Annotated in this window: 12 protein-coding genes; 9 read left to right on the top strand and 3 right to left on the bottom strand. The window is 64.8% G+C overall.

Annotated elements, in window-relative coordinates:
- The first annotated feature begins 201 nt into the window (after window positions 1-201).
- Window positions 202-870, top strand: a complete 669-nt coding sequence (locus tag ACF3ND_RS04680) for a TetR family transcriptional regulator (RefSeq protein WP_394064721.1) — start codon at window positions 202-204, stop codon at window positions 868-870.
- A 24-nt stretch (window positions 871-894) separates the two neighbouring features.
- On the opposite strand, the gene ACF3ND_RS04675 is transcribed toward ACF3ND_RS04680, so the two are convergent.
- A complete protein-coding gene (locus tag ACF3ND_RS04675; RefSeq protein ID WP_394064719.1) occupies window positions 895-1,971 on the bottom strand; it encodes a porin in 1,077 nt (358 codons plus the stop codon).
- A gap of 430 nt (window positions 1,972-2,401) precedes the next feature.
- Between ACF3ND_RS04675 and ACF3ND_RS04670 the strand changes: the two genes are divergently transcribed.
- Both ACF3ND_RS04670 and ACF3ND_RS04665 read left to right on the top strand, forming a co-directional pair.
- Window positions 2,402-3,718 (top strand): MFS transporter, encoded by a 1,317-nt coding sequence (locus ACF3ND_RS04670; protein WP_394064717.1) that lies wholly within the window; start codon window positions 2,402-2,404, stop codon window positions 3,716-3,718.
- A 163-nt stretch (window positions 3,719-3,881) separates the two neighbouring features.
- On the top strand, window positions 3,882-5,069 hold the full coding sequence (locus tag ACF3ND_RS04665) for a JmjC domain-containing protein (protein WP_394064715.1): 1,188 nt from the start codon (window positions 3,882-3,884) through the stop codon (window positions 5,067-5,069).
- 238 nt (window positions 5,070-5,307) lie between these two features.
- Here the strand turns inward: ACF3ND_RS04665 and ACF3ND_RS04660 are convergent, their stop codons facing one another.
- On the bottom strand, window positions 5,308-5,652 hold the full coding sequence (locus ACF3ND_RS04660) for an antibiotic biosynthesis monooxygenase family protein (protein ID WP_394064713.1): 345 nt from the start codon (window positions 5,650-5,652) through the stop codon (window positions 5,308-5,310).
- A gap of 254 nt (window positions 5,653-5,906) precedes the next feature.
- Between ACF3ND_RS04660 and ACF3ND_RS04655 the strand changes: the two genes are divergently transcribed.
- The 3 genes from ACF3ND_RS04655 to trpA all read left to right on the top strand — a co-directional run bounded on the left by ACF3ND_RS04655 (window position 5,907) and on the right by trpA (window position 9,291).
- Window positions 5,907-7,160 carry a benzoate/H(+) symporter BenE family transporter gene (locus tag ACF3ND_RS04655; protein ID WP_394064711.1) on the top strand — a complete coding sequence of 418 codons (1,254 nt, stop codon included), beginning with the start codon at window positions 5,907-5,909 and terminating at the stop codon, window positions 7,158-7,160.
- A 71-nt stretch (window positions 7,161-7,231) separates the two neighbouring features.
- A complete protein-coding gene (gene trpB, locus ACF3ND_RS04650; RefSeq protein ID WP_394064709.1) occupies window positions 7,232-8,467 on the top strand; it encodes a tryptophan synthase subunit beta in 1,236 nt (411 codons plus the stop codon).
- Complete coding sequence (gene trpA / locus ACF3ND_RS04645; protein ID WP_394064707.1) at window positions 8,464-9,291, top strand: tryptophan synthase subunit alpha; 828 nt, start codon at window positions 8,464-8,466, stop codon at window positions 9,289-9,291. The genes trpB and trpA overlap by 4 nt, the downstream gene beginning before the upstream one ends.
- A 62-nt stretch (window positions 9,292-9,353) precedes the next feature.
- Here trpA and ACF3ND_RS04640 read toward each other — a convergent pair whose 3' ends face one another.
- Complete coding sequence (locus ACF3ND_RS04640) at window positions 9,354-10,007, bottom strand: GntR family transcriptional regulator (protein ID WP_394064705.1); 654 nt, start codon at window positions 10,005-10,007, stop codon at window positions 9,354-9,356.
- A gap of 240 nt (window positions 10,008-10,247) precedes the next feature.
- On the opposite strand from ACF3ND_RS04640, the gene ACF3ND_RS04635 reads away from it, so the two are divergent.
- The 3 genes from ACF3ND_RS04635 (at window position 10,248) to ACF3ND_RS04625 (ending at window position 12,697) form a co-directional block, all read left to right on the top strand.
- Window positions 10,248-10,733: a cupin domain-containing protein gene (locus ACF3ND_RS04635; RefSeq protein WP_394064703.1), complete on the top strand. Its 486-nt coding sequence runs from the start codon at window positions 10,248-10,250 to the stop codon at window positions 10,731-10,733.
- An 87-nt stretch (window positions 10,734-10,820) separates the two neighbouring features.
- Window positions 10,821-11,345, top strand: a complete 525-nt coding sequence (locus ACF3ND_RS04630; protein ID WP_394064701.1) for a TRAP transporter small permease subunit — start codon at window positions 10,821-10,823, stop codon at window positions 11,343-11,345.
- Window positions 11,342-12,697 (top strand): TRAP transporter large permease subunit, encoded by a 1,356-nt coding sequence (locus ACF3ND_RS04625; RefSeq protein WP_394064699.1) that lies wholly within the window; start codon window positions 11,342-11,344, stop codon window positions 12,695-12,697. The genes ACF3ND_RS04630 and ACF3ND_RS04625 overlap by 4 nt, the downstream gene beginning before the upstream one ends.
- The last annotated feature ends 6 nt before the right edge of the window (window positions 12,698-12,703 follow it).

The following is a 12,703-nucleotide window of genomic DNA, read 5'->3' as shown; positions in this document are numbered from 1 at the left end:
CCTGGATAGTCGTTGATTTGAGTGATTGCTCAAAATTCTATTTGAGCGTTTACTCAAACTCAATAGGGTAAACACCAACAAAAAGCGTACACGCTGTTTTTTTGGAGCAGGAGACAGCGGGAAAAATGCGGTCGGCTACGTTATGATGCAGGCAGCGCCCTCTTGCGGCGTCCGCTTTCCCCACCTTTCTGCGATCGCGCCATGGAAGAGACACCCGCCAGCACGAAAACCAGCGCGCCCGGCCGGCAAGGCCGGCGCGCCCGCCCCAGCAACACCACCAGCGACACCATCCTGGACGCCGCCGAATTCGTCTTCGCGCGGCACGGCTACGCCGGCGCCACCGTCAAGCGCATCGCCAAGCAGGCCAAGTGCTACGAGAGCCTGATCTACTACCACTTCGGCAGCAAGGACAAGCTGTTCGCCGCCGTGCTCAAGAACGCCTATCAGAAGCTGATAAAAGCAGAGCAAGCGCTGGAACTGGACATGGACTCGCCCGAGCAGGCGCTCAGCGACATCGTGCTGTTCATGTGGAACTACTATCAGAAGAACCCGGAACTCATCATCCTGCTGAACACGGAGAACCTGCTCAAGGGCAAGCACCTGGCCAAGCTGGGCTCCATGGACGAGTTCCTGTCGCCCGCGCTGTCCGTCATCCGGCAGGTCGTGCTCAAGGGCGGGGAAAGCGGCGTCTTCCGCCAGGACGTGGACATCCTGGACCTGTACACCACCATCATGGGCCTGGGCTATTTCTACTTGTCCAACCGCTATACGCTGTCGGTCTTCTTCGGCCGCGACTTGATGACGGACGCCGAGCGCCGGCGCTGGGGCCAGGTCATCGTGCAGACCGTCCTGGCCACCCTGCGCCCCTGACGCGCGCCAGGGGCATGCACTGCGCTAGAAGGTGTGGCGCATGCCCACGCCGACGCTGTGGCCGCGCCCGACCACATCCACCCGGTCGGAGAAATAGCTGGCGTACAGCTGCGTGCGCTTGGACAGGCCCATCTCATAACCCAGAGCCCAGGTGTTGCGCTTTTCCTCGCTGCGCCCGGTGCTGCGCGAATAGGCGTAAGACAGCAGAACCCGATCCTGGCCGCGCACCGGGATCGCAGCGCCGGCCTGGCCGCCGCGCACGCGCAGGTTCTGCAAGGGACCGCCGCGGTTGTCGATCTGCTGGAACTGGCCGTACAGCTTCACAGGACCGAAATCATAGGCCAGGCCCGCCAGCACGGCGCGCTGCTTGTCCTGGCGCCCGGCCAGATCGCCCGAGTAGCGTGAAAAGTTCAATTGCTGCAGAGCCACGGTGGCGGTCAGCGGCCCCTGGTCATACGACAGGCTGCCGCCCCACTTGTAGGCGCCGGACTCCTCGCTCCAGTCGCCGCCGGCGCCCGGATTGCCGCGCCCATACAGCACATTGAGCTTGAAGCCCCCTACTTTGGGCGACGCGTAGGCCACGGAATTGCTCCAGCTCGAATCACCCAGCAGCGGCGCGGCAACGGCGCCGTTGCCGCCATAGCTGTGATAGATGGACGGGCCGAAACCGAAGGAGCCGCCGAACGGGTTGGTGCCGACGACGGACACGAAATACGGCGTGGTGTTGCGGCCCACGGTCAGCCGGCCCCAGTCGCTCTCCAGCCCCACATAGGCGCTGCGCGAGAAGAAGTCGTCGCTGTCGTAGCGGCCCGCCTGGCCGGTGTTGACCCGCATGAAGGACTCCAGCGCGAACACGGCGCGCCAGCCCTGGCCCAGGTCCTCGCTGCCGCCCAGCCCCCAGTAGGAGGTCTGCCAGCCGCCGCTGCCCACCGTGCCGCTGCTGCCGGCCGCGCCGATGGGCTTGCTGCTGCCCGCCCAGGCGTCCACCGTCCCGTACAGCCGGACCGAGGAGTCGCCCTGCGCCAGGGCCGGCGCCGACGCCAGCGCGCCGCACACCATCAGAACCAGTCCCCAACACCCTGTTTTTTCCAATGTCTTCATTCTTTTCCTTTGTGTAGTGCGCTCCCTGTTGTCGAGGCGAAAGCCAGCGGCCGCGCCTCTCCCGATCGCGCGAGAGCTGCGCGACGGAATGGCGAAATATAGCGTATACAAAGTTTATTTACAAAGACACCGGCTCGGGTAAAAACCCTAATTTTAGTGTTTACTCAATTAAATTAATCTTCATGAACTTCGCAAACAGCGGCCTCGCATGGCTTAAGAAAATTTCATGCAGGTAAAAAAACACGCTGTAAAAGACGAAAAAAATAAAGGTGCACGCTACTAAAACAGGATCAAGCACTTGAGGAGACACACGTGCCTACACAAGCCAGATGCACCCGTTTGCAGAACTCCGGGGGGAGTTCGGGCAAACGCCGTTTTCGCGCCTTGCCGGCCGCCGCGCCGATGCGGCGCCCGTCGTAAGGAGCGCGCCATGTCCCAATCCCTGGAAAACGCCCTGAATCCGGCCCTGGCCGTGCCGCAAGACGACAACGCCGCCCTGTACGCCAAAGTCACCTGGCGCCTGATTCCCCTGCTCTGCATCTGCTATGTCGCGGCCTACCTCGACAAGATCAACATCGGCTTTGCCAAGATGCAGATGCAGGCCGACCTGGGCTTCAGCGAAACGGTCTACGGCCTGGGCGCAGGCCTGTTCTTCATCGGCTACATGCTGTTCGAAGTGCCCAGCAACCTGATCCTGCAGCGCGTGGGCGCGCGCGCCTGGATCGCCCGCATCATGATCACCTGGGGCGCCATCTCCGCCTGCATGATGTTCGTCACCACGCCCACGCAGTTCTACATCCTGCGCTTTCTGCTGGGCATCGCCGAAGCCGGCTTCTACCCCGGCGTCATGCTCTACATCACCTTCTGGTATCCCACGTTCCGGCGCGGCAAGATCATGGCGTTCTTCCTGCTGGGCATCCCCTTGTCCAGCATGATAGGCGGCCCCCTGTCGGGCTGGATCCTGACGGCTTTTTCCGGCGTGCACGGCATGCCGGGCTGGCAATGGCTGTTCCTGCTGGAAGCCATCCCGTCCGTCGTGCTGGGCGTGGCCGTGCTGGCCTGCCTGCCCAACGGGATCCAGAGCGCGAAATGGCTGAGCACTGACGAAAAACGCATTCTGGCCGACGAGCTGGAGCACGACGAACTGGCCCAGACGCACACCTCGGTGCGCGAGGCCTTTGCCAGCCTGCGCGTCTGGCTGCTGGGCGTCATCGACACCTTGCTGATGCTGGCCGTGTACGGGCTGAACTTCTGGCTGCCCACCCTGATCAAGGAATCGGGCGTGCACAGTGACCTGCACATCGGCCTGATGACCGGTCTGTCCAGCGCCCTGGCCGTCGCGGCCCTGGTCCTGAACGGCATGAGCTCGGACCGGCGCCGGGAACGCCGCTGGCACATCGCCGTGCCCGCCTTCGTCGCCGCGGCCGGCATAGGCCTGAGCCCGCTCTACAGCCATGACCCCGTCGTCACCGTGCTGCTGTTCTCCATCGCCAACCTGGCGCTGATGGCCACCTTCCCGGTGTTCTGGTGCATACCGCCCACCTTCCTGAAGGGCCGCGCCGCCGCCGCCGGCATTGCGCTGATCGCCTCCATGTCCACCTTGGGCGGCATCGCGGCCACATATCTGATGGGCGTGCTCAAGGATCTGACCCAATCCTCGCAGGCCGGACTGATCATGTTCGCCGTCTGCCTGCTGCTGGCCGGACTGCTGACCCTGACCCTGCCTCGCCACGTGGTTAACCGCTGAACTGCCCCAAGCAGTCATGGCGGACGGCGCGGTCCAGCCATGCCCGGCGGGCGTGCACCCCCGCCGGGCCGGCCCGCGCCGTTTTTTACACCCCTGATCCGCGGGCTCCCAGCCCGCGGATCAGTTAAGCTTACGGCTGACTCATTTCTTGTTCGGGCAGCCCATGAACATCGACCAGCCACTGGCCCTCCTGGGCGGCATCAGCGCGCATGAATTCATGCAGATCTACTGGCAGCGCAAGCCATTGCTGATCCGCCGCGCCATCCCCAACTTCAAGCCTTCGCTGAGCATCGCCAACATCCGCGAACTGGTGACGCGCGAAGAAGTCGAGTCGCGCCTGATCAGGCACGACGAGGACGGCTGGCACATGGAAACCGGTCCCTTCGAGGAACTGCCTCCCGCCTCCCAGCCCAACTGGACGGCCCTGGCCCAAAGCGTGGACCTGCACGACGACGCCACCGCCGCCCTGATGCGCCAGTTCCGCTTCATCGCCGACGCCCGCCTGGACGATGCCATGATCAGCATCGCCTCGGACGGCGGCGGCGTGGGACCGCATTTCGACAGCTACGACGTCTTCCTGCTGCAGGCCCACGGCCGGCGCCACTGGCGCATCAGCCAGCAAAAGGACCTGAGCCTGGTGCCCGAGCTGCCGCTGAAGATATTGCGCAACTTCCAGGCCGAGGAAGAATTCATCCTGGAACCGGGCGACATGCTGTACCTGCCCCCGCACGTGGCGCACGACGGCATCGCGCTGGGCGACTGCATGACCATCTCCATCGGTTTCCGCTCGCCCACGCTGGCCACGCTGGCGCGCGGCCTGATGGACGCCGCCTCCGATCAGCTGGCCGCCGCCAGCGGCGACGGCTACGGCCTGTATTCCGATCCTCCGCTGCCCATGCCCGACCTGCAGGCCCGCTACACCGACCCGGGCGCGGGCGCGACGCGCACCCCGGCCGCCCTTCCCGAGAATCTGGTGCAGAAGACGCTGGACGCCTTGAACGCGGTGCGCTTTGACGAGGCGCTGGCCTCGCGCTTTTTGGGCGTATGGCTGACGGAGCTGCCGGCCAATTCCTGGTTCGACATCGCCGAGGATCCCGTGGACCTGCACGATCCGGAGCTGCCCGCCGGCCGGCTGGCGCTGGATCGCTGCACCCGCATGATGTATCGCGGCGAGGAACTGTACATCAATGGCGAAGTGGCTCCCTGCCCTGCCGGCCGTTCATTGCGCCTGCTTGCGGATGAGCGGGAGATCAAGGTGGGCAGCGCCGCCTTCCAGGACTTGGACGAGGATGCGCTGGACATGCTGAACGCCTGGCTGGATGACGGCTGGCTGCAGTTCCATCCTCTCTGAGGCGTTTTCTTTCTTGTTTACTTGAAGCCGATTCCGATCGGCTTTATTTTTTTATCTATCCGAAACGGTAATTCGTATTTTTTCGATAATGGCACTTGCCGCCAATAACCACATCATCACACATTAAACAAGAAAAGCTGAAAGGAATGAATACCGGCTGGCTCGACAGGCCAGCCGGTATTCATTTCCCGCCGTCAGGCGTCGGCGCGATTCGAGACATATCGGCCGGCTTTCACGCTCAGGCCTGGCCCAGCAGGCTGTCCGACGGCGCCTGTTCGCGCTGGTGCAGGCCATAGTCGCGGATGACGGACATCACGCGCACCCGGTAGTCCTTGAAGATGCGGTCGCGTCCCGCCTTCTGCGCCGCCAGGTGGGCGTCGACATTGCGCCACTGAACCACCGCCTCTTCGTCGCGCCAGGTGGTCACGGACATGACCTTTTCGGGATTGGCCGCGCTCTGGAAGCACTCCACCGAAATGAACCCCTCGATGGGCTTGAGCAAGGGCGTGAGCTTGTTGACCAGATCCACATAATTCTGGTTCTGGCCCGGCATGGCCTGCAATTCGAACAGAACGACTATCATCTCCATCTCCTCAAGGGCTTGAATATAAAAACGCCTTCTGGAAAATCCGTAGGACCAGCGGCATGAAGTTTATAAAGCAATAAAACTAGCAATATTCAATCCATTTTTTACATGCCTGCTAGACCACTTTTCCCATTTTCAAAAGTGGTCTGCCTCAAACTCCGCAAGCGTACCGTCCAGGTAGGCCAATCAGGCGCTATAAAAGCCTTTTGGCTTCTATCCAACGCGCACCCCCTGGGGAGTCCTGCAACACCATGTCCACGTCCAAACCATCTTCAGCCATCCTGCTCAGCGACCTGACCCACCCCGTCGTGGCCGGCCTGATCTCCGTCATCGTCAACTACGGCGGCACCTTCATCCTGGTCTTCCAGGCAGCCCAGGTGGCCGGACTCAGCCCCGAACTGACGGCTTCCTGGGTCTGGTCGGTGTCCATCGGCGTGGGCGTGACCGGCCTGCTCCTCAGCTGGATCTCGCGCGAACCCATCATCACCGCCTGGTCCACGCCCGCGGCCGCCTTCCTGGTCACGGCGCTGGCCAGCACGCCCTATGCGGAAGCGATCGGCGCCTACATCATCTCCGCCGCGGCCTTCGTGGCGCTGGGCCTGTCAGGCTGCTTCGAACGGGTCATACGCCTGATTCCGGCCGGCATCGCCTCCGGCCTGCTGGCCGGCATCCTGCTGCAGTTCGGCATCGGCGCCTTCGGCGGCATGAGCGTGGATCCCATCCTGGCCGGCCTGCTCATCGTGGCCTACATCATCCTCAAGCGCTTCACGGCCCGCTACGCCGTGGTCGGCATCCTGGTCCTGGGCCTGGGCTTTCTGGTGCTGCAGAACCGGGTGGACTTCAGCGGCCTGCAGCTCCAGCTGGCCACGCCCGTCTTCACCATGCCCGTGTTCTCGCTGAACGCCCTGCTCAGCGTGGCCCTGCCCTTGTTCCTCATCACCCTGACAGGCCAGTACATGCCCGGCATGCTGGTGCTGCGCAACGACGGCTTTCGCACCAGCGCCAACCCCATCGTCACGGTCACCAGCCTGGGTTCGCTGCTCATGGCCCCGTTCGGCTCGCACGCCATGAACGTGGCCGCCATCACCGCCGCCATCTGCACCGGCCCCGAAGCCCACGAAGACCCGTCCAAGCGGTGGATCGCCGGAATCGCGGCGGGCGTCTTCTACATCCTGATCGGCGTGTTCGGCGTCACCCTGGCAGCGGTCTTCATGGCCTTTCCCAAGACCTTCATCACCACGCTGGCGGGCCTGGCCCTGCTGGGCACCATAGGCGGCAGCCTGGCTGGCGCCATGGGCGACTCCAAAACCCGTGAAGCCGCCCTGATCACCTTCCTGGCCTCGGCCGCCAACATCACCCTGTTCGGCATAGGCGGCGCATTCTGGGGCCTGCTGATCGGCCTGCTGGCCTACCTTGCGCTCAACGGCAGGATGCCGCGGCGCAAGGCCGCGCCCGCCGCCGGCCTGGCCGCCGAACCCCTGGCCGAAAAACCAGCCGCCAACTAGCACGACCCGCTGCGCCCGGCCGTGCCGGACGCAGCAGCACCCATGCCGGGCCTCCGGCCAGGAATACGATCATGAACACCCGTTCCAGCTACGCCCAACCCGACGCCCAAGGCTTCTTCGGCCGGTTCGGCGGCTGCTTCATCAGCGAAACCCTGGTGCAGGCGGTCGAACAACTGAACCACGCCTATATCCGCTACCGCGACGACCCAGACTTCCTGCGCGAGTTCCGCCAGGACCTGGCCGACTACGTCGGACGCCCCTCGCCCGTCTACTATGCGCGCCGCCTCAGCGAGGAGATCGGCGGCGCCCGCCTGCTGCTCAAGCGCGAGGACCTCAACCACACCGGCGCGCACAAGATCAACAACGTCATCGGCCAGGCCCTGCTGGCGCAGCGCATGGGCAAGCGCCGCATCATCGCCGAGACGGGCGCCGGCCAGCACGGCGTGGCCGTGGCCACCATCTGCGCGCGCGCCGGCCTGGAATGCGTCATCTACATGGGGTCCGAAGACATGCAGCGGCAAAGCCCCAATGTGCAGCGCATGCATCTGCTGGGCGCCACGGTCGCGCCCGTGACCAGCGGCAGCCGCACGCTCAAGGACGCCATGAACGAGGCCATCCGCGACTGGGTCGGCAATGTGGACACCACCTTCTACCTGATCGGCTCGGTGGCGGGCATGCACCCCTACCCGACCATGGTGCGGGACTTCCAGACCGTCATCGGACGCGAATGCCTGGAACAGCTGCCCGAACTCTTCCAGCGCCTGGGCATGGACAAGCGGCACCCGGACGCCGTAGTCGCCTGCGTGGGCGGCGGCAGCAACGCCATAGGCATCTTCCATCCCTACATAGACCATTCCGACGTACGCCTGATCGGCGTGGAAGCCGCCGGCCTGGGCCTGGACAGCGGCAAGCATTCGGCCTCGGTGCAGCGCGGCCGCCCCGGCGTCCTGCACGGCAACCGCTCGCTCATCCTCCAGGACAGGCACGGCCAGGTGCTGGACACCCACAGCATCAGCGCCGGGCTGGACTACCCCGGCGTAGGCCCCGAACACGCCTGGCTGCACGAACTGGGCCGCGCCGAATACGTGGGCGCCACGGACCGCCAGGCGCTGGACGCGTTCCACCGGCTCAGCCGCGTGGAAGGCATCATCCCGGCCCTGGAAGCCAGCCATGCCCTGGCCCATGCCTTCGAGCTGGCGGCAGGCATGTCCCGGGACCAGGCCATTCTCGTCAATCTGTCCGGGCGCGGCGACAAGGACATGGACACCGTCATGGCGCAGTCAGCCCCTCCGGGAGAGTCCTCATGAGCCGGCTCCACGATACCTTCCAGGCCTTGCGGCGCGACGGCCGCAAGGCGCTGATTCCCTACATCACGCCCGCCTATCCCTGCCCCGGCGTCACGCCGGCCCTGATGCACGCCATGGTGCAGGCCGGCGCCGACGTCATCGAACTGGGCATGCCTTTCTCGGATCCTTCCGCGGACGGCCCCGCCATCCAGGAGGCCAACGAACAATCATTGGCCAATGGCATGAATCTGCCGCAAGTGCTGGCCATCGTGGAAGAATTCCGTCGCCGGGACCAGCGCACGCCCGTGGTGCTGATGGGCTACGCCAATCCGATCGAACAATACGACCAGCACGCCAGGGCGGGCGCCTTTGCCGCCGACGCCGACCGGGCCGGCGTGGACGGGGTGCTGGTCGTGGATTATCCGCTTGAAGTGTCCGCCGAACTTTCCCGGGAGCTGCAGCGCCACGGCATGGACATGATCCTGCTGCTGACGCCCGCCACCTCCGACGAACGCATACGGCTCATTGCCGAGCGCGCCAGCGGCTATGCCTATTGTGTTTCGGTCAAAGGCGTCACGGGCGTCCGCAGCCTGGACCTGGACCAGGTGCGGCACACCCTGCGGCGCGCCCGCCGCCACATCAGCCTGCCTCTCGGGGTCGGCTTCGGCATCCGCGACGCCGCCACGGCGCAAGCCGTCGCCCAGATGTCCGACGCCGTCATCGTGGGGTCGTGGCTGCTGGAGACATTGCGCGGCAAGACCGCCGAACAGGCCCTGCAGGCGGCCGGCGCCCTGATCCAGAACCTGCGCCGCCATCTGGACGCCACCAAGGCATCCGCCTCCTGATGCTGGCCCGCGTCCGCCCCTGCGGCGGGCGCACGCCCCTTGCGGCATATGGAACGCGCCGTTCAGTCCGCTTCCATCCAGTCGATCACCAGGCGCATGGTCTGCAGCACATGCTCCGCCATGGCTTCCCTGGCCGCCGGCCCGTTGCGGGCGGCCAGGGCCTGGATGATGTCCTCGTGCTGCTGGATGTTGTCCTCCATCAGGCGCGGCGGCATCTTGGAGGCAAAGCTCAGCACGCTGGCCACGCCCCCGCCCTGCAGCTCCTGAACCAGGTCGTGCAGGCGGCCGTTATGGCTGGCCTGCGCGATCAGCATGTGGAAATCCTGGTTGTGGCTGCGCCATTGCGAGCCGCTTTCCCCCTGGATGCGTCCGCGCAGCGTCTGGGCGTACAGATCCTGGTGCCGGCGCAGGCTCTCCAGGTCCGAATCCTGCAGCCAGTCCACCGCCAGCTGGGCCGCCAGGCCCTCCAGTTCGGCGCGAATCTGGAAGGTTTCGCGGATGCTGCGCACGGAAGGAACGGCCACCATGGCGCGTCCGCTGCTGCTCAAGGCGATGACGTGCCTGGCCTCCAGCAGGCGCAAGGCCTCGCGCACCGGCGTGCGGCTGATGTTGAATTCTTCCGCCAGCTCGTACTGGCTCAAAGGGTCGCCGGGCAGATAACGGCCAGACTGGATGCGCCGCTGGATTTCCTCGGCTACTTCAATCGACGATCTCATGGTGGATGCGGCCGGGCTGCGGCCTTTGGGCTGAACAAACAATACAAGTCCGCCGCTGGAGCGGACGCGGCCGGCCCGCGCGCCGCAGCGCGCCGGCTGCCATGTCCGAAGACAAGGCGGCCAGGGCCGAAATCATCATAGGGTAATTCCGGCTGTCGTGCCTGTTTTTTCTATTTAGAATCCCTTTTACCGTTAATGGGATCCCGTTTTTAAACTATAGCATCCTGAATGGAGTTTGCAATGAGCGACATCGACACCATCACCGCCGCCAAAATCATCAACCCCGGCGGCCGAGGCGGCCCCCTGACAGAAAAGCACCAGCCCATGCAGGTCAAGCACCGCGACCAGCTGGACTGGGAGAATCTGCGCTACGAAGGCCAGCGCACCAAGATGATGTTCCACCCCACTGCGCAGGACGCCACCATTCCCAACGCCGGCGTCGTCCACTACGCCAAAGGTTCGGGTCATCCGCTGCACAACCATTACTTCGCCCAGATCTGGTACGTGCTCAGCGGCAAATTCCAGATCGACGGCAAGGTCTATGGCGAGGGCACCATGGTCTTTCACCCCGACCCTCACTACGAGCACGAACTGACCACGCTCGAAGAAGGAGAGATCCTGTACGTGCAGTACATGGGCCCCAGCACGCGCCAGCCGCCCATCTATGACGGCCGTTTCAACCTGAAGACGCGCCGCGCGCTGGAAGACGAATCCACCGCCGTTTAAGCACGGCCCGACCGCCGCCCTGCGGGGCGGCGGCCGCAACGCGTCTTCGCAGAAAGACGCACGACCATAATTTCCGGGGGCAAAAAAATGATTACATTCCGTGCCTGGCTCGATGCGCTCAACGAGCGCATCGGCCGGCTCGTCAGCCTGTCCATGCTGCTCATCCTGGCCATCGCCTTCACTGTCGTGGTGCTGCGCTACCTGTTCGGCATAGGCCTGATCTGGCTGCAGGACAGCTATGTCTGGCTGACCAGCCTGTTCTTCATCGGCCTGTCCGGCAGCGCCCTGCTGCACGACAGGCACGTGCGCGTCGAGCTTTTCTATTCCCGCATGCGCCGGCGGCGCCAGGCCCTGGTCAATGCGCTGGGCGTCGTGCTGCTGCTCTGGCCCACGCTGCTGGTCATCACGCTGACCAGCATCAAGCCGATCTCCCGATCCTGGCAGTTTCTGGAGGCTTCGCCCAACACGGGCGGCCTGCCCTTCGCCTATGTCCACAAAAGCCTGATCTACGTCTTCTGCGCCCTGCTTTTCATCCAGGGCCTGTCCTTGCTGCTGAGCTCGCTGGCCGCGCTGCTGGACAGTCGTGAACCCGCCGCAGGAGCACAGCCATGAGCCTGAACGAACTGTTGTGCATCCTGATGTTCGCCAGCGTCATGGGCGTGATGATGTTCGGCTTTCCCGTGGCCTTCACGCTCTCGGGCGTGGCGATCGCCTTCGGCCTGCTGGGCAGCGCCCTGGACGTCTTCCAGTGGCGCACCATGGGCGGAGTCATGGGCCGCATCTACGGCATCATGAGCAACGAGATGCTCGTGGCCATCCCGCTGTTCATCTTCATGGGCATCATGCTGGAAAAGTCCAAGACTGCCGAGCGGCTGCTGGAAACCGCGTCGCGCCTGTTCGGCTCCCTGAGCGGCGGCCTGGCCTTCACGGTCGTGGCCGTGGGCACCCTGCTGTCGGCCGCGACCGGCATGGTGGCCGCCACGGTGGCCACCCTGGCCATGATCAGCGTGCCGGCCATGCGCCGCGCCGGCTATCAGCCCTCCTTCATGGCAGGCTCCATCTGCGCCTCGGGCACGCTGTCGCAACTGATCCCGCCTTCCACCGTGCTGATCCTGATCGGGGACATGCTGCGCGGCGTCACCCCGCCGGGCCGGGTCGGCGGCCCGGTCACGGTCAGCGACCTGTTCGCGGGCGCCGTCGTGCCCAGCGCTCTGCTGGTGGGCCTGTTCCTGCTCTATGTGCTGTACAAGGCGATCTTCCAGCCCAAGACCTGCCCGCCCCTGCCCGGCGCCGGACGCGAACCCGTCAGCATCCGCCAGATACTGACGCAGGCGCTCGCTCCCCTTGCCCTGATCGTGGCCGTACTCGGCTCCATCCTGGCCGGCATCGCCACGCCCACGGAGTCGGCGGCCGTGGGCGCGGCCGGCGCGACCCTGATGGCCTGGGGCTGCCGGGCGCTGAACTGGTCCATGGTCCGCCAGGCCTGCCTGGCCACCGGCCATCTGGTCGCCATGGTCTACACCATCATGATAGGGGCCGCCATCTTCTCGCTGGTCTTCAAGGGGCTGGGCGGCGAACAGCTGGCGCACCACCTGCTGTCCCAGGCTCCCGGGGACACGCTGGGCGCGCTGGTCCTGGTGCTGGCCATCGTCTTCGTGCTGGGATTTTTCCTGGACTCCTTCGAGATCATCTTCATCGTGATCCCCATCTTCGGCCCGCCCCTGATCGCGCTGGGCGTGGATCCACTGATGTTCGGCGTGCTGCTGGCCGTCACGCTGCAGACCAGCTACCTGTCCCCGCCCTTCGGCTTTGCCGTGTTCTACCTGCAGGGCGTCTACAAGGACATCACGGCCGCCACGGCCTATCGGGGCGTCATGCCCTACATCTCGCTGCAGGTGGCCGCCATCACCGCCCTGCTGATCTTTCCGCCGCTGGTGCTGTGGCTGCCCTCGATCCTTTACTGAACACAC

This window comes from Alcaligenes sp. WGS1538 (assembly GCF_043187505.1).
Classification (GTDB): Bacteria; Pseudomonadota; Gammaproteobacteria; order Burkholderiales; family Burkholderiaceae_B; genus Alcaligenes.
Note: the sequence above shows the minus strand (reverse complement) of the source record. Positions and strands in the feature narration are given on the sequence as shown.